14 protein-coding genes are annotated in these 19,344 nt (G+C 70.2%); 7 read left to right on the top strand and 7 right to left on the bottom strand.

Translation table 11 applies throughout. The annotated features are described in order from the left end of the window. On the top strand, positions 1-729 hold a 729-nt coding region (locus ON38_RS04860; protein ID WP_218000735.1), incomplete at its 5' end, for a DUF4352 domain-containing protein. 10 nt (positions 730-739) lie between these two features. On the opposite strand, the gene ON38_RS04855 is transcribed toward ON38_RS04860, so the two are convergent. Continuing rightward, entirely contained in the window at positions 740-1,291 is a 552-nt protein-coding gene (locus ON38_RS04855; protein WP_039822686.1) for a histidine phosphatase family protein, read from the bottom strand. A gap of 97 nt (positions 1,292-1,388) precedes the next feature. On the opposite strand from ON38_RS04855, the gene vapB reads away from it, so the two are divergent. From vapB to ON38_RS04835, 4 genes are all read left to right on the top strand, one after another. Next, positions 1,389-1,667, top strand: a complete 279-nt coding sequence (gene vapB, locus ON38_RS36780) for a type II toxin-antitoxin system VapB family antitoxin (protein WP_051164382.1) — start codon at positions 1,389-1,391, stop codon at positions 1,665-1,667. Positions 1,668-1,748: 81 nt separating this feature from the next. After that, a complete protein-coding gene (locus ON38_RS04845; protein ID WP_174372390.1) occupies positions 1,749-6,296 on the top strand; it encodes an ATP-dependent helicase in 4,548 nt (1,515 codons plus the stop codon). Between the two features lie 169 nt (positions 6,297-6,465). After that, positions 6,466-7,245, top strand: a complete 780-nt coding sequence (locus ON38_RS04840) for a DNA-formamidopyrimidine glycosylase family protein (RefSeq protein WP_039822685.1) — start codon at positions 6,466-6,468, stop codon at positions 7,243-7,245. Positions 7,246-7,358: 113 nt separating this feature from the next. Further along, positions 7,359-7,547, top strand: coding sequence for a hypothetical protein (locus ON38_RS04835; RefSeq protein ID WP_039822684.1), 189 nt, complete (start codon positions 7,359-7,361; stop codon positions 7,545-7,547). Positions 7,548-7,575: 28 nt separating this feature from the next. Here the strand turns inward: ON38_RS04835 and glpD are convergent, their stop codons facing one another. Continuing rightward, a complete protein-coding gene (gene glpD / locus ON38_RS04830) occupies positions 7,576-9,306 on the bottom strand; it encodes a glycerol-3-phosphate dehydrogenase (protein WP_039822682.1) in 1,731 nt (576 codons plus the stop codon). A 216-nt stretch (positions 9,307-9,522) separates the two neighbouring features. Here glpD and glpK point away from each other — a divergent pair, with 216 nt between their 5' ends. After that, positions 9,523-11,019, top strand: a complete 1,497-nt coding sequence (gene glpK / locus ON38_RS04825) for a glycerol kinase GlpK (RefSeq protein ID WP_039822680.1) — start codon at positions 9,523-9,525, stop codon at positions 11,017-11,019. Here glpK and ON38_RS04820 read toward each other — a convergent pair. From ON38_RS04820 to ON38_RS04805, 4 genes are all read right to left on the bottom strand, one after another. Then, positions 11,001-12,206: an aminotransferase-like domain-containing protein gene (locus tag ON38_RS04820; RefSeq protein WP_039822678.1), complete on the bottom strand. Its 1,206-nt coding sequence runs from the start codon at positions 12,204-12,206 to the stop codon at positions 11,001-11,003. The genes glpK and ON38_RS04820 overlap by 19 nt on opposite strands. Before the next feature lie 84 nt (positions 12,207-12,290). After that, on the bottom strand, positions 12,291-13,220 hold the full coding sequence (locus tag ON38_RS04815; RefSeq protein WP_245563914.1) for a DUF8176 domain-containing protein: 930 nt from the start codon (positions 13,218-13,220) through the stop codon (positions 12,291-12,293). A 232-nt stretch (positions 13,221-13,452) separates the two neighbouring features. Next, positions 13,453-14,406: a hypothetical protein gene (locus ON38_RS04810; RefSeq protein WP_039822676.1), complete on the bottom strand. Its 954-nt coding sequence runs from the start codon at positions 14,404-14,406 to the stop codon at positions 13,453-13,455. Between the two features lie 666 nt (positions 14,407-15,072). Continuing rightward, complete coding sequence (locus tag ON38_RS04805) at positions 15,073-16,476, bottom strand: NAD(P)H-quinone dehydrogenase (protein ID WP_039822674.1); 1,404 nt, start codon at positions 16,474-16,476, stop codon at positions 15,073-15,075. A gap of 265 nt (positions 16,477-16,741) precedes the next feature. Here ON38_RS04805 and ON38_RS04800 point away from each other — a divergent pair, with 265 nt between their 5' ends. Beyond that, positions 16,742-17,221, top strand: a complete 480-nt coding sequence (locus tag ON38_RS04800) for a gamma-glutamylcyclotransferase family protein (protein WP_039822672.1) — start codon at positions 16,742-16,744, stop codon at positions 17,219-17,221. Between the two features lie 736 nt (positions 17,222-17,957). Here ON38_RS04800 and ON38_RS04795 read toward each other — a convergent pair. Next, positions 17,958-19,112 (bottom strand): M20 family metallopeptidase, encoded by a 1,155-nt coding sequence (locus tag ON38_RS04795; RefSeq protein WP_085995343.1) that lies wholly within the window; start codon positions 19,110-19,112, stop codon positions 17,958-17,960. Positions 19,113-19,344 lie beyond the last annotated feature (232 nt).

Raw genomic sequence — 19,344 nt, 5'->3', positions numbered from 1 at the left:
CCGACCCGGGCGTACACGCGGCCGGCGACCAGGCCCGGGCACGGAAGCGGTCCGGCGCAGACCGGCGGGCCGCAGTATGCCCGGGGCAATTCCGGCCCGGCGGTCGCGCCGAACCGTCCCGCGCCCCACTATCCGGGGCCCCCGCCCGGCCGCCGCGCGTCGCGTACCCGGGCGAAACCGCCGCGGCGCCGCAAAAGCCGCATGCGCCGGCTGTTGCTGTGGCCGATCGTGCTCGTGGTCGTGCCGCTGGTGCTGATCGGCGGCTGTGTGGCCGCCCTGATCGGCGGCGCCGGGTCGATCCGGTTCTTCAGCGGCGGCGACGCGCCGGCGGCGGGGCATATCGCCGACCCCGGCGTCCCGGTCCGGGACGGCAATTTCGAATTCGCGGTGCGCAATGTGGAATCCGGGGTGAGCGCGGTCGGTATCGAACGCGCCGAGGGGACGTTCGTGGTGGTCAGCTTCACCGTGCGCAATATCGCGGACCAACCGAAGACCTACCTGCCGCTCGGGCAGGAACTCCACGATACGGCGGGCGCGAAGTTCGCCCCCGATGTGACCGCCACCGCGCAGCGCGCGGCCGCCGCGGCCGCGCCGCGCACCCTGCAACCGGGTGAGTCGCTGGGCACTCATCTGGTCTACGGGCTGCCCACCGGGTCGGTGCCCGCGAGTATGACCTTCCGCGATTTCCCGCTCTCGTTCGGCACCACGGTCGCGCTGGACACCCGGTAGGCCGGGGCGATCAGTTGAGCCGCAGCGTCCACGCGGTCCGGTGGTGCAGCCGGACCCGGGCACCCGGCGCCACATCGAAACGCCAGAACGATTCCGGCGCGGCCGCCAGGGCCACGACCAGAACGGCCCGGATCACCGCCGGATGCGTCACCGCGATGGTATGCGGCGCCTCGTCGCCGGCCGGTTCGCCGAGCCAGGCGCGGACCCGGTCCAGCAGATCCAGAACGGACTCTCCACCGTGGCCGCGGTAGCCGGGCTCGGTGAGCCAGCGGCCCACTTCTTCCGGCGGCAGCGATGCCGGTTCCGTGCCACGCCAGGCGCCCGCGTCGAGATCGCGTAATCTCGATAGTGGTGCGGCATCCAAGCCCAATAGCCGGGCAGTCTCTCTGGTCCGCCGCTCCGGGCCCGCGACTATCCGTGCGCCTGCCGGTGGTTCGACCGCCCGGTCCGCCAGCGCCGCCCGCCCCGCCGGGGTGAGCGGTTCATCGGCCGGGAAACGCGCCGCCCGTGACGCCTCGGTGACACCGTGGGAGATCAGATCGAGTTTTCGAACACCAGGCACCGTCGAAGCATAGAAACGCCGGACTGTCACCGGTAGCCGGCTCGAAGTACGGCTCCCGGTCCATCGTGCCCCGCTGCCAGCAGGAGGTGATCGAGGAATGACAGACATACTCATCCGCGCCGTGCCCGGTGCGGTCATCGACGAGATCGACCGGCAAGCCAACGGCCTGGGTATATCCCGTACCGAATTCCTCCGCCGCCGACTCAGCCGGGAGTTCCGGCGGGTCGGCGGAGTGACCACCGAAGACCTGATCAGGCTGGCCGGACTCGCCGGCGAGAACCGGACCCCCGACCTGCTCTCTCCCGACCTCGCCGAGACAGAATTCACCGACCCTGGAATCACCGGCCCCGAAATGGTCGACGGAGCCTCCGCCTGACCGGCCGGCGCGGCCCGGCCGGCCCGCGCCGGCCGGGTCGCGTCCGTCCGCGTGTCGGTGCTCCGGTGCACACTGGATCCCGTGACCGAGTTCTCCGCCGCCACCCAGCAGTGGTTCGACGGTGCGTTCCCCGCGCCGACGGCCGCCCAGCTGGGCGCGTGGCAGGCGATCGCGGCCGGTGAGCACACCCTGGTGATCGCGCCGACAGGGTCCGGTAAGACCCTGTCGGCGTTCCTGTGGGCCATCGACCGGCTGGCCGCGGGCGATCCACCGGATTCGGGGACCTCGGTGCTCTACATCTCCCCGCTCAAGGCCCTGGCCGTGGATGTGGAGCGGAATCTGCGCGCGCCGCTGGTCGGAGTGCGCCAGACGGCCCGCCGTCTCGGCCTGCCGGCGCCGGAGATCAGTGTCGGCGTCCGTTCCGGCGACACCACCGCCCAGGAGCGCCGCCGCCTGCAGCGCACGCCCCCCGATATCCTCATCACCACCCCGGAATCGTTGTTCCTGATGCTCACCTCCGCGGCCCGCGAGACCCTCCGCGGCGTGCGCACGGTCATCGTGGACGAGGTGCACGCCATCGCCGGTTCGAAGCGGGGGTCGCACCTGGCGCTGTCGCTGGCCCGGCTGGACACCCTCACCGAACGGCCCGCGCAGCGGATCGGCCTGTCCGCGACCGTCCGGCCACCGGAGGAGGTGGGCCGCTTCCTGGTGGGGTCTGCGCCGATCACCATCGTCTCCCCACCGGCCCCGAAGACGTTCGACCTGTCGGTGCGGGTCCCGGTCCCGGATATGACCGAACCGGGCGATTCGGATCAGCCGGGATCGCTGTGGCCGCATGTGGACGAGGCGATCGTCGAACTCGTGCTCGAACATCGTTCCTCGATCGTGTTCGCCAATTCGCGCCGGCTGGCCGAACGGCTGACCGCCCGGTTGAACGAGGCCTACGCCGGCCGGCTGGGCGAATCCGTCGACACCGCCCACGCCCCGCCCGCCCAGCTCGGCCCGTCCACCGAGGTCAACCACGGCGCCGAACCGCTACTGGCCCGCGCCCACCACGGTTCGGTGAGCAAGGAACAGCGGGCCCTCATCGAGGATGATCTCAAGAGCGGCCGGTTGCGCTGTGTGGTGGCCACCAGCAGTCTCGAACTCGGTATTGATATGGGCGCGGTGGACCTGGTGGTCCAGGTCGAGGCGCCGCCCTCGGTGGCGAGCGGGCTGCAGCGCATCGGGCGGGCCGGCCACCAGGTGGGCGAGATATCGCGCGGCGTGCTCTTTCCCAAGCACCGCACCGATGTGGTGCACTGCGCGGTGGCCGCGCAGCGGATGCTGGCCGGGCAGATCGAGGCGCTGAAGATCCCCGCGCATCCCCTGGACATCCTCGCCCAGCAGACCGTCGCGGCCTGCGCCCTGGAACCGCTGGACGTCGACGCCTGGTTCGACACCGTGCGCGGCACCGGCAGCTATGCCGCGCTCCCCCGCTCCTCCTACGAAGCGGTCCTGGATCTGCTGGCCGGGCGCTATCCCTCCGACGAGTTCGCCGAACTCCGGCCGCGCCTGGTCTGGGACCGCGACGCCGGCACCCTCACCGGCCGGCCCGGCGCCCAGCGGCTGGCGGTGACCTCGGGTGGCGCGATCCCCGACCGCGGCATGTTCGCGGTGTACATGGTCGGCGAGAAGGCCTCCCGGGTGGGCGAACTCGACGAGGAGATGGTCTACGAGTCACGCGTCGGCGATGTCTTCGCTCTCGGCGCCACCAGCTGGCGGATCGAGGACATCACCTACGACCGCGTCCTGGTGACCCCCGCCTTCGGCCGGCCCGGGCGCTTGCCGTTCTGGCACGGCGATTCGCTCGGCCGCCCGGCCGAACTGGGCGCCGCGCTGGGCGAATTCGTCCGCCGCGCCGGTGCGCAGTCCGCTTCCGACACCCTCACCGAGCAGACCACCGCCGCCGGCCTGGACGAGAACGCGACCGCGAATCTGCGTGCGCTGCTGGAGGATCAGCGAAACGCGACCGGGCGGTTGCCCACCGATCGCACCATGGTGGTCGAACGTTTCCGCGACGAACTCGGCGACTGGCGGCTGGTCCTGCACTCGCCCTACGGGATGCCGGTACACGCCGCCTGGGCCCTGGCCGTGGGCGCCCGCCTGCGCGAACGCTTCGGCGTCGATGCCGCCCCGAACGCCTCCGACGACGGCATCGTGGTGCGGCTGCCCGATACCACCGACGAGCCGCCGGGCGCGGAACTGTTCGTCTTCGAACCCGACGAGATCGACGACCTGGTCACCGAGCAGGTCGGCGGATCGGCCCTGTTCGCGTCCCGTTTCCGGGAGTGCGCGGCGCGGGCGCTGCTGCTACCGCGCCGCGATCCCGGGCGGCGCGCGCCGCTGTGGCAGCAGCGGCAGCGATCGGCCCAATTACTCGATGTGGCGCGGAAGTTCCCGGACTTCCCGATCCTGCTCGAGACGGTGCGCGAATGCCTGCGCGATGTCTACGATCTGCCCGCGCTACGCGAGTTGCTCACCGCGGTGGCGCGTCGCCAGGTGCGGCTGGTCGAGGTGGAGACGGCCACCCCGTCTCCGTTCGCCAACGCACTGCTGTTCGACTACATCGGCCAGTTCATGTACGACGGCGACAGTCCGCTGGCCGAACGGCGTGCCGCGGCCCTGTCGCTGGACTCCGCCCTGCTCGCCGAACTGCTCGGCCGGGTGGAGTTGCGGGAGCTGCTGGACAGCGCGGTCATCGACCAGGTCGAACTGGAGCTGCAGCGCCGCACACCGGAACGCCACGCACGGGATATGGAGGCCCTGGCCGATCTCCTGCGGTTGCTCGGCCCGCTGACTCCCGCCGAGGCACGGGATCGATGCCGTGAGGATCCCACGGACTGGTTCACCGAACTCGCCGCCGCCCGGCGCGCACTCGAGGTCTCCTACGCGGGACAGACATGGTGGACCGCCGTCGAGGACGCGTCCCGCCTACGCGATGCGCTCGGGGTGCCCCTGCCGATCGGCACCCCGGCCGCCTTCATCGAACCGGTACCCGATCCGCTCGGCGATCTGGTGGCCCGCTACGCCCGTACGCACGGGCCGTTCGGCACCGAGTCGGTCGCGCACCGGTTCGGTCTGGGCACCGCCGTCGCGGCGGCGGCGCTGCACCGGCTCGGCCTGGAGAAGCGCGTGGTGGAGGGCGAGTTCACCCCCGGCGCCGGCGGTTCGGAGTGGTGCGACGCCCAGGTGCTGCGACGGCTGCGCCGGCGCAGCCTCGCCGCCGCCCGGCACGAGGTCGAACCGGTGTCCACCGGCACCTTCGGCCGGTTCCTGCCCGATTGGCAGCATATCGGGACCGGTGAGTTGCGCGGTATCGACGGTGTGGCGACGGTGGTGGAGCAGCTCGCCGGTGTCCCGGTACCGGCGTCGGCGTGGGAATCGCTGGTGTTCCCGGCGCGGGTGCGCGATTACACCCCCGCCTTCCTCGATGAACTCATGGCCACCGGTGAGGTGCGCTGGTCCGGCCACGGCGCGATCAATGCCAAGGACGGCTGGATCGCCCTGCATCCGGCCGATCAGGCCCCGCTCACTCTGCCGCCGGCCGACGAACCGGAGTTCACCGAGACCCATCTGGCACTGCTCACCGCGCTCGGCGCCGGGCCAGCGCTCACCGCGCCGGCGGAGCAACGGGCCGATGCCGGTGCCGCGGCCTCGACGCCGCACAGTGGTGGTGCGTATTTCTTCCGCCAGCTCTCGGATGCGACGGGCCTGCTCGACGACGCCGCCGTCGCGGCCGCCCTGTGGGACCTGGTGTGGGCGGGCCTGCTCTCCGGCGATACGTTCGCCCCGGTGCGTGCCCGGCTCTCCGGCACCACCCGGACCCCGACCGCGCACCGCACTCCGCGGCGCGCACCCCGTGGCCGCACCTACCTGCCCCGGCCGGCGATGCCGAGCCGGTCGGGTCCGCCGACCGTGTCGGGGCGCTGGTCGCTGCTACCCGAGCGCGTGACCGACAACACCGTCCGCGCGCACGCCACCGCCGACCTGCTGCTGGAACGCTACGGCGTGCTCACCAAGGGTTCGGTGCAGAGCGAGGGCGTGCCCGGCGGTTTCGCGCTGGTGTACCGCGTACTCAGCGAATTCGAGGATCGCGGCCGCTGCCGCCGCGGATACTTCGTCGACACCCTGGGCGGCGCCCAGTTCTCCACCACCGACGTGGTGGACCGCCTGCGCTCGTTCGACGGCGACCGCCGGCCCGCGGGGGCCGCACTGGCCCTCGCGGCCTGCGATCCGGCCAACCCCTACGGCGCCGCCCTGCCCTGGCCGAAAACCGAGGGCGGGGCCGGGCATCGGCCGGGCCGCAAGGCGGGCGCGCTGGTCGTCTTGGTCGACGGCGAACTGGTCCTCTATCTGGAACGCGGCGGAAAGACACTGCTCACCTGCACCGAGGATCCCGCGGCCCGGCAGGCGGCAGCGGGCGCGCTGGCCGATCTCGTCCGGACCGGGCGGGCCGACTCGCTGGTCATCGACCGGGTCGACGGCGAATCGGTCCACGGCAACACCTTCGCCGAGTTCCTCACCCGAGCAGGCTTCGCCGCCACCCCGCAGGGCCTGCGCCTTCGGCGTGCGGTCGGCCGCCCGTGATCGGGGACCATCGAGAACCCCCGTGGGATGTCCGGTCGACCGCCCACAGATCGGCGACCATTGAGCACTTACGGTGATGTGGTATTCGATATGGCCTGCTGCGGGCGGGTTCATGAAGACCGCCCCAGCCCCGCCGCGCCGGAGGCAACGCCGGTGGATACTGGCACACATGCCCGAGGGTGATGCCGTTTTCCGCGCGGCGAGGCGGCTGCGCGCCGCACTCGACGGCCGGACGCTGACCCGCAGCGATTTCCGCGTGCCCCGATATGCGACCGTCGATCTGCGCGGCCAGGTCGTGGAGAGCGTGGGCAGCTACGGGAAGCATCTGTTCATCCGCACCGAGACGGTCAGTGTGCACACCCATCTGAAGATGGAGGGCAGCTGGCGGGTCTTCCACTGCGGGCAGCGCTGGACCAAACCACGGGTCGCGGCGCGGGTCGTGCTCGGCACCGCGGAGGCCGAGGCCGTGGGTTTCGATCTCGGCCTGGTGGAGGTGCTGCGCCGCCGGGACGAGCACACCGCGATCGATCATCTGGGGCCGGATCTGCTCGGTCCCGACTGGGATCCCACCGAGGCATTGGACCGACTCACCCGGGCGCCCGAGGTCCCGATCGGGGTCGCGCTGCTCGATCAGCGCAATCTGGCCGGAATCGGCAATATCTATCGCAGCGAGATCTGCTATCTGCGCCGGGTCCATCCGGCTCTCCCGGTAGGTGAGGTGGAGGATCTACCGGCGCTGGTGAACGAGGCGCAGCGGGTGATGTACCGGGCCGCGCACGGACCGCCGTGGCGGCCGCTGGTCTACGGCCTGGCCCACCGCCCCTGCCGGCGATGCGGGACCTCGCTGCGGGTCGACATGCTGGGCGAGAAGATGCCACGCGACGATCGGGTGAGTTATCGGGAACGCGGTATCTACTACTGCCCGAAATGCCAGGTCCCGCCCGTGTGAGCACGTACGCTGGCCCATACCGGCCGCCGACCCCGCTGTGACGGCCGCCATGAGTGCAGTAATGATCGGCCGCTTTCCGACGACACACGGGTACCGCACCGGAAGCAGGTCCCATGAACACCCGAACCGTCCAACTGGCCGCCGTCACCGGCAAACTGCTCTCCGCGGTGCTGGCCGTCGTGGCCACCGTGCTGTTCTGCTACTTCCTGCTGCATCCCGCCGCGACGCCGCAGGCGCCGGCCCCCGTACCGCTCGGGCCGGCGGCCACCCCGACCCCGGACCACTACCCGGCCTCCCATTGAGCGGCGGACCGGGGCGGCGTAGGACGATTCAGCTCTCGGTGGGCACGGGCTCCAGGATTTCCGGCCGGGGTTCGGGCGCGGCGATCCGCAGCGCGTCGGCGGAGGCATCGTCGGGCTGGGTCTGCGACCTGACCTCGGCATCCACCCGGGCCAGGTAGGTGCGGACCTCGCGGTCGGTCTCCGCGGCGCTCCAGCCGAGCACCGGGGCGATGAGCCCGGCGACCTCTTCGGCGCACTCGGCACCGCGATGCGGGTACTCGATGGAGATCCGGGTGCGCCGGGCGAGCACATCGTCGAGGTGCAGCGCACCTTCGGCGGCGGCGGCGTACACCGCTTCCACCCGCAGATAGGAGGGTGCCGCGGCGATCGGCTGCAACAGGTCCGGGCGGTCGGCGGCCATGGCCACGACCTCGTCGACGAGCGACCCGTAACGGTCCAGCAGATGTTTCATCCGGTACGGGTGCACGCCGTAGTCCTCCGCCAGCTGCACGGTCTGGTTGACCAGCGCGAAGTAGCCGTCGGCGCCGAGCAGGGGCACTTTCTCGGTGATCGAGGGCGAAACCCGGGCGGGGATGTCCTGGGCGGCCTCGTCCACCGCGTCGTAGGCCATCACCCGGTAGGTCGTGTACTTGCCGCCGGCGATGGCGACCAGTCCCGGCGCGATCCGCGCGACGGCGTGCTCCCGGGACAGTTTCGAGGTCTCGTCGCTCTCCCCGGCCAGTAGCGGCCGCAGGCCCGCGTACACACCGTCGATATCCGCATGGGTCAGCGGAGTGACCAGCACCTCGTTCACCCGTTCCAGCAGATAGTCGATATCGGCCTTGGTCGCGGCCGGATGGGCCAGGTCGAGATTCCAGTCGGTATCGGTGGTGCCGATGATCCAGTGCGCGCCCCACGGAATCACGAACAGTACGGAGGTGGCGGTACGCAGGATGATCGCGGCGTCGCTGACGATCCGATCGCGTGGGACCACGATGTGCACGCCCTTGGACGCCCGCACATGGAACCGGCCGCGCTGCTGCGACAGGGCCTGAACCTCGTCGGTCCACACCCCGGCCGCGTTGATCACCACATGGCCGCGCACCTCACCGGTGGTGCCGTCCTCACTGTCGCGCACCTGCACGCCGACCACCCGGTCGGCTTCTCGCAGGAACCCCACGACCTGGGTGGAGGTGCGCAGTACCGCCCCGTAGTGGGCGGCGGTCCGGGCGACGGTCATGGTGTGCCGGGCGTCGTCCACCACCGTGTCGTAGTAGCTGATCCCGCCGATCATCGAATTGCGCCGCAGGCCGGGAGCCAGCCGCAACGCGCCGTGCCGCGACAGGTGCCGCTGCCCCGGTACGGATTTCGCTCCGCCCATGGTGTCGTAGAGGAACAGTCCCGCCGCGACGTAGGGCCGCTCCCACGCCCGCCGGGTGAGCGGATAGAGGAACCGCAGGGGTTTCACCAGGTGCGGCGCCAGACGCGACATGGACAGCTCGCGTTCCTTCAACGCCTCCCGTACCAAGCCGAATTCGAGTTGTTCCAGATATCGCAGGCCACCGTGGAACATCTTGGACGAGCGACTGGAGGTCCCGGAGGCCAGATCCCGTGCCTCCACCAGTGCCACCTTCAGGCCGCGGGTCGCGGCGTCGAGGGCGATCCCGGCCCCGACGACGCCGCCGCCCACCACGATCACATCGAAGTGTTCTTTGTTCAAACGGTCCCATGCGCAACGGCGCTGCTCGGGCCCGAGGAACTGCGATCCCGGCTGCAGCATCAGCGGCCCTCCCCCGGAGCAGGGGCATGCGGCCGGCGGAGACCGAAGCGTGGACGGAGGTATCGCATCATCGGTTTTCGACTCCTCGAGTACGCGATCGACTGGGGTCGGCTGTGGGTTTGCGCGTTCGATGTCCAAGCCTACGGGGCAACCCCCGGCAAACGTCGGCAGGGAGACACCCGTCACCGATCGCCCGGATTGCGCTAGCCTCCTGCCATGCGCTATGTGGCCGCCATCGACCAGGGCACGACCTCGAGCAGATGCATTCTGTTCGACCGGCAGGGGAAGATCGCGGGGGTCGCCCAGCGCGAGCACGATCAGATCTTCCCGAAGCCGGGCTGGGTCGAGCACGATCCGGAAACCCTCTGGCGCAATACCGAATTCGTGCTCGGCGCGGTATTGGACGAAGCCGGGATCACCGCGGGCGATATCGCGGCGGTGGGAGTCACCAACCAGCGCGAGACCACTGTCGTCTGGGAGCGCGACACCGGGCGGCCCATACACAACGCGATTGTCTGGCAGGACACACGGACCGATCGGTTGTGTACCGAACTCGCCGGTTCCACGGGCGCGGCGCGCTACGCCGAACGCACCGGCCTACCGCTGTCGACCTACTTCTCGGGGCCCAAGGTGCGCTGGATCCTGGACACCGTACCGGGCGCGCGCGAGCGGGCCGAGGCAGGCGAACTGTGCTTCGGCACCGTGGACAGCTGGCTGCTGTGGAAGCTGACCGGCCGGCACCTCACCGATGTCACCAATGCCTCCCGCACCCTGCTCATGGATCTGCGCACCTTGACCTGGGACGAGCAGATCTGCGCGGAGATCGGGGTACCGCCGGCCGTGCTACCGGAGATCCGGAGTTCCTCGGAGGTCTACGCGGAGATCGGCGCGGGACCGCTGGCGGGCGTGCCGGTCGCGGGCATCCTCGGCGACCAGCAGGCCGCGATGTTCGGGCAGGCGTGCCTGGCGCCGGGTGAGGCCAAGAACACCTACGGCACCGGCAACTTCATGCTCCTGAACACCGGCACCACACCTGTATTCAGCGAGCACGGACTGCTGACCACGGTGTGTTACCGGCTCGGCGACCAGCCGCCGGTATACGCGCTGGAGGGGTCGATAGCCGTCACCGGCGCCCTGGTGCAGTGGTTCCGCGACAATCTCGGCATCATCTCCGCGGCACCGGAGATCGAAGACCTCGCGCGCACCGTGGACGACAACGGTGGCGCCTATATCGTCCCGGCGTTCTCCGGGCTGTTCGCGCCACGCTGGCGACCCGATGCCCGCGGGGTGATCGCCGGGCTCACCCGATTCGTCACCAAGGCCCATCTCGCCCGCGCGATCCTGGAATCGACCGCCTTCCAGACCCGCGAGGTGATGGACGCCATGCGCGCGGACGCCGAAGCCCGTTCGCTGGACCTCGAGGCGACCGCCCTGAAGGTGGACGGCGGTATGGTCGCCAACGATCTGCTCATGCAGTTCCAGGCCGATATTCTCGACCTACCGGTAGTCCGGCCGCTGGTCAACGAGACCACGGCGCTCGGTGCCGCCTACGCGGCGGGGCTGGCGGTCGAGTATTGGGCGGGCACCGACGATATCCGGGCCAACTGGGCCGCCGACAAGACCTGGAACCCGAGTATGTCCGCTGCCGACCGCGACGCCCGTCTGACCGACTGGAACAAGGCGGTCGAACGCACCTACAACTGGGCGGAATGAACCGGTGCCCGGTCGCCGGTGGCCCGGGCCAGCCGTGACATCGCCTCCGTGAGTACCTCCGGCGCGGCGGTGGTGAAGCACATCCGCATGGCGGACGGATAGGGGTTGCTCACCGCGAATGCCCCACCCGGGACGAAGGCGACACCCGCCTCGAGCGCCCGGGGCAGCAGTTCGCCGGTATCGGTGCCGTCGGTGAACTCCGCCCAGACGAACATGCCCCCGGACGCCTCGGTACAGCGCAACCGGTCGCCGAAGTGGTCGCGGGCCGCGTCGACCAGGGCGGTGGCGCGGGTGGCGTACACCGCGCGGACCGTGTCGATATGGCCGGTGAGCCAGGCGCTGTCGGCGAGCAGTTCGGCGGCGATCTGCTGGGTGAGCGCCGAACCGCACAGGTCGGCGCCTTGTTTCAACAGTTCGACCGCCCGGCACACCCGTGGCGGAGCCACCATCCAGCCCACCCGCAGCGTGGGCGCGATGATCTTCGACGCCGAGGACAGCCGGATGACCGATTTCGAATACGAGGCGACAGGCGCGGGCGCGGGCCGATCGAACCACAGTTCGCCGTACGGATCGTCCTCGATCACCCAGAACCCGTGCTCCTCGGCCAGCGCGGCGAGCGCCTGCCTGCGACGGGAGCTCATGGTCACGCCGCCGGGATTGTGGAAATTGCTCACGGTGTGCACCAGCGCCGGACGCTCCCCGGCGGCGAGCAACTCCGCGAGCCGGTCCACCCGCAGGCCCTCGTGGTCCAGCGGCACCGCCACGATCCGGGCACCCGCCGCCCGGAACACCTGCAGTGCGCCGACATAGGCCGGATCCTCCACCACCACCAGCGCGCCCGGGTCGAGCAGCACTTCCGCGAGCAGCGACAGCGCCTGCTGCGAACCGTGGGTCACGAAGATCTCGTCGATATCGACCCGGCGCCCGAGCCGGTCGGATTCCCGGCCGGCCAGGACCTCGCGCAGCGGGCCCCATCCCGGGGACTCCGTGTACTGCAGCGCGGCACTGGTCCGCAGCGCGGAATCCGCGGCAGCGGCCATACGCGCGCCGGGCATGAGTTCGGCGTCGGGCAGGCCACCGGCCAGGCTGACGATATTCGGATCGGCGGTGAGTTTCAGCAGGTCACGAATGGCAGAGCTGGTGAGGCCGGCCAGCTTGCCGGCCAGCGGCGGTTCGTAATGCGACATGAGTGCCTCCGGGAATTACCTGCTGATAAACCCGATCATCCCATGAATTACCACCATATGACATTGTGATTTCACATACTGGGATCAGCGGCGATCCGCGATCACCCAGAGCACGGTTTTGCCGTCCCGGTCCACCGTGGTCACCGTCTGCTTGTACACCGTCCTCTTACCGTCCGGGCGCAGCTCGGTCAGATCCACATCGAAGGAGGCCGGTGCCCGCTCGGTGATCCGCACACAATGCTCGGTACCCGCCGGGATATGCGTATCGATCGCCGACTGGATCGTCTCCGCGGAGGAAATGGCAGGCGAATCCGCCGCCACGAATTCCCGGGCCCCCACTCCACTGCGCTCGACATAGAACTGGTGCTGGAAACCGAGGATGGCGCCCGGGCCGCTGGTCGTGTCCCCGACCCCGTCGCCGACGATCACTCCACCCTCCGCACTCGCCGGACAGCTCAGCGCGGAACCGGAATCGGCGACCGGCGGCCCCGCCGGCTCGTCGTCACCGCCGCTCACCACGACGACCGCCACCCCCACCGCGACCAACGCCACCAGCACCGCGACCACCGTCACGATCCGGCCGGCCGGAATACCGCGGCGCGGTTTCGCGGCCAGCGCCCCGGCCACCGACTGCGGGGTGAGTTTCTGTGCGATCGGGTCGCTGTCCCACGACAGACCACCAGCGCGCGGGCGGGCCGAGCCCGCGGCCGGATCGGACCCGCCGGACTGGTCCGGCCCACCGGGTCCCGGCCAGCGCAGATCCGGGCCGGTGTGACGGGCCGTGGTCTGATCCGGATCGGGGGCCGGCGGGATGCGTTGGGCCGGGTCCGGCGAAATCTGGTGCCGGACCGTGGCCGCGTTCGAGTCGGGCGCCGGCCGCGCCACCGGGCGGGGCTCGGTCGGCGCCGGTCGCTGGACCGCAGTGGAACTGTCCGGTGCGCGGTACTGGGGTGGCGGCGGCGGAACAGGCGGCGGCTCGGTCGCACCGGCACCGGGGGCCGGGCGCCAGGTCAAGCCGGAATCCTCCGGACGCGTATTCGGCTTCCAGCCCGGCATCGGTAGCTCGCCCGTCGGTGGCCCGAACTCCGACACCGGCGGACCGAAGTCCCCGGTAGGAGGTCCGAAATCCGCCCGTTCGGGTTCGCGCTCTCTACCTTCGCCCTCGCCGGTCACAGCCCATCCCTTCCGAGACACGCGGGTGGGGCGGCCGTGCACGACCGCCCCACCCGGCAAGATTTCACTCGTGTCAGTACTGGAGTGAACCACCCCACTGGGTATTGACGCCACCGAGGTTGAGCGCCTGCTCCGGGTAGTTGCCCGGCGGCAGCAACGGCGGCGGCGGCGGGATCTTCGCCGCGGCATCCAGCGCGGCGGCGCCGCCCGGCTGCTGGGCGATCCAGTGCTCCACCGCGGCCTTCGCCGTATTCACCGGGGTGGTGTCGATCACGTGGTCGATCCGGTTGTCCGGGAGACCGTTTCCACCGGTGAACGTCGAGACATTGATGGTGTTCTGGTCGACGAACTCCACCGAGATACCGGCCTCGCCGGTACCCGTCGGGGTACGGAAGCCGGCGGTGCCGACATAGCCGGACTGGTTGGAGAAGTGGTGGGTGTTTGCGAAGTGTCCCGGAGCCAGCGAACCACCATCGAGGGCGGCACCGACCTCCATATGCGGACCCTGCATCTCGACGACCGGCGCGACCGGCGCCTCATCCAGACTCGGCGCCTGCCACTGCGGGCTCTCCGGCTCGATCAGGGTATCGGTCTGCGGAGCACCGGGCTGCGCATTCTCCCCATCGGTCTCCGGCGCCACGGCGGGCGCGTCGCCCGGCTGCGCGGGCGGCTGCGGCTGCTGACCCTGGGGCGTGTTCGGCGAAATGGCCGGCTGCGCCGGGGCGGGCTGCCCCGGGACGGGCAGCGGCGCCACGCGCGGGGTGGTGACGCCGGGCTGGGTGGGGCCGGTGAGGCCCTGATCATCCTGGCCCTGCTCCGGGGTGGTGACACCGGGCTGGCTCGGGCTCGGAGTCGGGCTGCTCTCCGGCTTCTCCTGGTCGTTCTGCACACCGGGCTGACTCGGCGTGGTCTCCGGCCCGTTCTGCTGCTCGTTGGTGCCCGGCTGCGAAGGCGCGGGCGCCGGCGTGGTCGGTGTGGCCGGCTGGTCGCTCGGAACGGCCCCCGCCGGCGACGCGAAAATGGCCATGGCCGCGGCAGTCGCAAGAGGCAGCGAAGTGCTCGCCACCGCCCGGCCTGCCCGGTTCGGCTTACGATGTTTCACTTTTCGCCCAATCCCTTTCCCGGATGCGGCGCCACCTGCGGTCCGCTCCCAGTTCCGTCTCATCCGAGACACGAACTCCCGCGGTTCACCCGAAGTGGGCCGTTCGCTGTCCGAGTCCGAAAGGACGAACCCCCCGGCACCAAACACCACGACCGCCCGTCGATCGCATCTCTGCCTCGGAAGTGAACCACACTCGAGCTGTTCCGGCAATGTGACGAAAACTCACCACAGGCAGGAACACTCACGGATGAAATACGAGTGAAAAAGCAGTGACCCGACCAGTAACTCCGGCCCGGAACCAATTCGCGCCCCTGTCCCGAATTGTCGACATCCCCCACTCGGGATCCACCCCGGTTCCGGAGCGACATAACGCAGCGACCGAGCGCCGGACCGAAGAACACCGCCGCGCCGTAGCGAATCCCGCCGCATCCCCCTGCGTCGAGTTCTGCGAGACACCTCAAAGGGTTGAGGCCCGTCTCGCCGTTTCGGCCTCGAAAGCGCCCGCGCCGAAGGCGCAAGTCTCGAGGCCGAAACGGCGAGACCAAGGGGGCCTCAACCCCGCGCCGCCGCAGGCGGCGCCAAAAACACAGCTCAGCCCAGGTCGTCGTGGCGCATGAGCTGGCGGGCGGCCTCCATGACCGACCCGGTGAGTGAGGGGTACACCGAAAAGGTCTGCGCCAGGTCGTTGACCGTCAGGTTGTTCTGGACCGCCAGCGCAATCGGCAGGATCAGCTCGGAAGCGATCGGGGCGACCACCACCCCGCCGATGACCACACCCGTCGCGGGACGGCAGAAGATCTTGACGAAACCGCGGCGCAGACCCGACATCTTCGCCCGCGGGTTGGTGTTCAGCGGCAGCATGACGGTGCGCGCCGGGGTCTCCCCGTTGTCGATGGCGGTCTGGCTCACCCCGACGGTCGCGATCTCCGGGCGGGTGAACACCGCCGAGGCCACCGTTTTGAGCCGGATCGGGCTGACGCCCTCACCCAGCGCGTGGTACATGGCGATCCGGCCCTGCATGGCGGCCACCGACGCCAGCGGCAGCAGACCGGTGCAGTCACCCGCGGCGTAGACACCGGGCACCGCGGTCCGCGAGACCCGATCCACCCGCAGGTATCCGCCGCGGTCGAGTTCGATACCGGCCTGTTCCAGCCCCAGCCCACCGGTGTTCGGCGTGGATCCCACGGTCATCAGCGCGTGCGTTCCCGACACCGTGCGGCCGTCGGCCAGGGTGACCAGCACCGAATCGCCCGTGCGCTCCACCTTGTCGGCGCGGGCGTGCTTCACCAGTTCCACACCGCGTTCGGCGAAGGCGTCCTCCAGCACCAGTGCGGCGTCCGCGTCCTCACCCGGCAGCACCCGGTCCCGGCTGGACACCAGGACCACCCGCACACCCATTTCCGTATACGCGGAGACGAATTCGGCGCCGGTCACACCGGAACCGACCACCACGAGTGTCTCGGGTAGCTCCGTCAGATCGTAGAGCTGGCGCCAGTTCAGGATCCGTTCCCCGTCCGGCTCCGCACCGGGCAGTACCCGCGGCGAGGCACCGGTGGCGATCAGCACCACCTCCGCTTCGACGGTCTCCTCGGTCCCGTCCGGGAACGACACCGCGACCCGATGGGTCGCCCGCCCCGCACCCGGGCCCGCCAGCCGACCCCGGCCCGGCAGCACCCGTACCCCCGCCGCCTGCAACTTGGACCGGATATCCGACGACTGCGCCAGCGCCAGCGCCTTCACCCGCTCGTTGACCTCCGGCAGCCGCACCTCGGTCTGGCTCTGGTCGAGCGCGACACCCAGGTTCCGGGCGCGCCGCAGATCGGTCCGCACCCCGGTGGACGCGATGAAGGTCTTCGACGGCACACAGTCCCAGAGCACGCATGCCCCGCCGATTCCGTCGGAATCGATCAGCACCACCTGCGCTCCGTGCTGAGCCGCGACCAGCGCCGCTTCGTAACCTGCCGGTCCGCCACCGATGATCGCAATGCGGGTCATACATTCCCCTTGTCCTAATCACCCGCGCGCGGCGCGCGGCAGCTTCGCGGCCTTCACTCGCCGGGACCAGCCTAATAGGTGCTGCCGATCGCACCCCATCGGCATTCCGCGCGTCGCCGCGGCGACCGCGGACACGGCCCCTCACCCGCCCGACTCCTGCTCCCGGCCTGGTCACACCTGCCCGTTGCGGCCCAGAAGCACGTCGCGGAACACGATTTACGACGCCCCGTACCGGTGAGAGCGAGCACACAACTAAGCTGCCGGTGTGCCGATCTACGCTGCCTACGGGTCCAATATGGATTCGACCCAGATGCTCGAGCGCTGTCCGCACTCCCCCATGTCCGGGACGGGCTGGCTGGAGGGCTGGCGCCTCACCTTCAGCGGGGACGACATCGGCTGGGAAGGTCCGCTCGCCACCGTGGTGGAAGAACCCGGCTCCCGGGTCTTCGTCGTGCTCTACGACGTCTCCCCCGAGGACGAGCAGCGGCTCGACCGTTGGGAGGGCTCCGATTTCGGAATCCACCGCAAGATCCGGCTCCGCGTGACCCCCAGCCCCGGCAGCGGCACCGACCCGATCCTCGCCTGGCTGTACGTCCTCGACGCCTACGAAGGCGGACTCCCGTCGGCACGTTACATAGGCGTGATGGCCGACGCCGCCGAGAAAGCGGGTGCCCCGGAGGAGTACGTGCACGCCCTGCGCACCCGTAACAGCCGGAACGTGGGCCCGGGAAACAACTTCAGTTGAATTGGCGGCGCCTCCGGCGCCGCGGGGTCGAGGCTGTGTTTTTTTGGCGCGCCTTCGGCGCGCGGGGTCGAGGCCCCCTCGGTCCCGCCGTTCAGGCCTCGAGACTTGCGCTTCGCGCGGGCGCTTTCGAGGCCTGAACGGCGGGACGGGCCTCGACCCTTTGTGGGCCTCGTAAGACTCGGCACCGAGAAAGCGCTGCTGTTGGTGAAGGCGATCAGAGGCGAGGCCGACCGGGCGGTCGAGTCGGCATGCGAACCCGGACCTCGAATGCCCACGCAACCCGCATGCGTCGAGTTTTACGAGACACCTCAAAGGGTTGAGGCCCGTCTCGCCGTTTCGGCCTCGAAAGCGCCCGCGCCGAAGGCGCAAGTCTCGAGGCCGAAACGGCGAGACCAAGGGGGCCTCAACCCCGCGGCGCCGAAGGCGACGCCAAAAGACACAGCACCTTCACAAGCAAGCCCACATACCCACCTTCGCGGTACGGCCCCCGGTCATCACGCCCCCACTGCTCGGCAGACCCGCACCGTTGACGGGCAAGCCCACTTCCTCCGGCTCCCCGGCCGAGCCCACGGCCTCTTCGCGGAGCGGTTCACCCCGCACCCCGACAACACAGCGCGCCACGAACCGACCCGCCCCACCTGAGGGCGCGGTCACCAACATGCTGGTCCCCGCAGCGGGCCGCACACCCGAGCGCCGAACCGGTGAGCCGCGTCCGGCGGCTCACCGGCAACGCGCGTCAGATCAGTTCCTGCCCCGCCTGCAGAACAATGTTGGTAAGCGTCCGCACTCCCACCGGCAGCGCCCGTTCATCGAGGTCGAATGTCGGCTGGTGCAGATCGAGCTGAGGGCCTTCGCCGGGCCAGACGCCGAGCCGGGCCATGGCGCCGGGAACCTCCTCCAGGTACCAGGAGAAATCCTCGCCACCCCCGGATTGCGGGGTGTCGGCGAGGGCGTCGGGACCGATGGCGCGGACCGCGTCGCTGAGCATGCGGACCGATTGTTCGTCGTTGACCACCGGCGGCACACCGCGCCGGTAGTCGAGCTGGTAGCGCACGCCGGTGGGCGCGAGCAGGCCGTCGACGATCTCGCGCACCATCGGTTCGAGTAGCGACCAGGTGGCGTGGTCGCCGGTGCGGACGGTGCCGGTGAGCATGCCCGTCTGCGGAATCGCGTTCGGGGCCTTGCCGGCGCTGACGGCGCCCCACACCATGACCGTGCTGGTGCGCGGGTCGATCCGACGGGTGAGCAGGCCGGGCAGACCGGTGATGACGGTGCCGATCGCGTACACGAGATCGCTGGTGAGGTGCGGGCGGGAGGTGTGCCCGCCGGGCGAGTCCAGCACCAGTTCGACGGTATCGGCGGCGGAGGTGATGGCACCGACCCGGACGCCCACCTTGCCGGCTTCCAGACGCGGATCGCAGTGCAGGGCGAAGATCCGGTCCACGCCGGTCATCGCGCCGGCCGCGACCATATCGATGGCGCCGCCGGGCATGACCTCCTCGGCGTGCTGGAAGATCAGCCGCACCCCGACCGGGAGATCGAGGTCGGCCAGCGCGAGCGCGGTGCCGAGCAGGATGCTGGTGTGCGCGTCGTGGCCGCAGGCATGCGAGACACCGGGCACCGTCGAGGCGAAGGGCCGGCCGGTGAACTCCTGGAGCGCCAGGGCGTCCATATCGGCGCGTAGCGCGATCCGGGGCGCGTCCTCGGGACCGATATCGCAGATCAGTCCGGTGCCGGTGGGCAGTACCCGGAACGAGAGTCCGGCCTTCGTCAGCCAGGTGCCGACGAATTCGGTGGTCGCGAACTCGGTGCGGGACAACTCCGGGTTGGCGTGGATATGCCGGCGCCATTGAACAAGATCGACCGTGTGCTCGGCCAGCCACGCCGTCACCGCGTCCTGTCCGTCTCGCACCGTACGGCCGGTTGTGCTCACCGAATGTCCTCCTGTCGTAGAACGAGCAGCTGTGAACCACTTCGCCACGTGCGCGGGATCGCCCGTACACGTATCGGCCGCGGCCGTGGCCGCGGTACATATCGGCGGTTCCGCTATCCCCCGGGGAACGGCCGTATCCTCCAGTTTCGCACCGCTGCCGGATCCGTGCGCGGCGGCATCCGCGCCGCGC

Source organism: Nocardia testacea NBRC 100365 (assembly GCF_000308775.1).
Lineage (GTDB): Bacteria > Actinomycetota > Actinomycetes > Mycobacteriales > Mycobacteriaceae > Nocardia > Nocardia testacea.
Note: the sequence above shows the minus strand (reverse complement) of the source record. Positions and strands in the feature narration are given on the sequence as shown.

What these genes read in the sequence shown, in the direction of transcription:
- vapB (WP_051164382.1), top strand. Translation starts at nt 1,389, where the DNA reads ATGACAGACATACTCATCCGCGCCGTGCCCGGTGCGGTCATCGACGAG.
- ON38_RS04840 (WP_039822685.1), top strand. Translation starts at nt 6,466, where the DNA reads ATGCCCGAGGGTGATGCCGTTTTCCGCGCGGCGAGGCGGCTGCGCGCC.
- ON38_RS04835 (WP_039822684.1), top strand. Translation starts at nt 7,359, where the DNA reads ATGAACACCCGAACCGTCCAACTGGCCGCCGTCACCGGCAAACTGCTC.
- glpD (WP_039822682.1), bottom strand. Translation starts at nt 9,306, where the DNA reads ATGCTGCAGCCGGGATCGCAGTTCCTCGGGCCCGAGCAGCGCCGTTGC.
- glpK (WP_039822680.1), top strand. Translation starts at nt 9,523, where the DNA reads ATGCGCTATGTGGCCGCCATCGACCAGGGCACGACCTCGAGCAGATGC.
- ON38_RS04820 (WP_039822678.1), bottom strand. Translation starts at nt 12,206, where the DNA reads ATGTCGCATTACGAACCGCCGCTGGCCGGCAAGCTGGCCGGCCTCACC.
- ON38_RS04810 (WP_039822676.1), bottom strand. Translation starts at nt 14,406, where the DNA reads ATGGCCATTTTCGCGTCGCCGGCGGGGGCCGTTCCGAGCGACCAGCCG.
- ON38_RS04805 (WP_039822674.1), bottom strand. Translation starts at nt 16,476, where the DNA reads ATGACCCGCATTGCGATCATCGGTGGCGGACCGGCAGGTTACGAAGCG.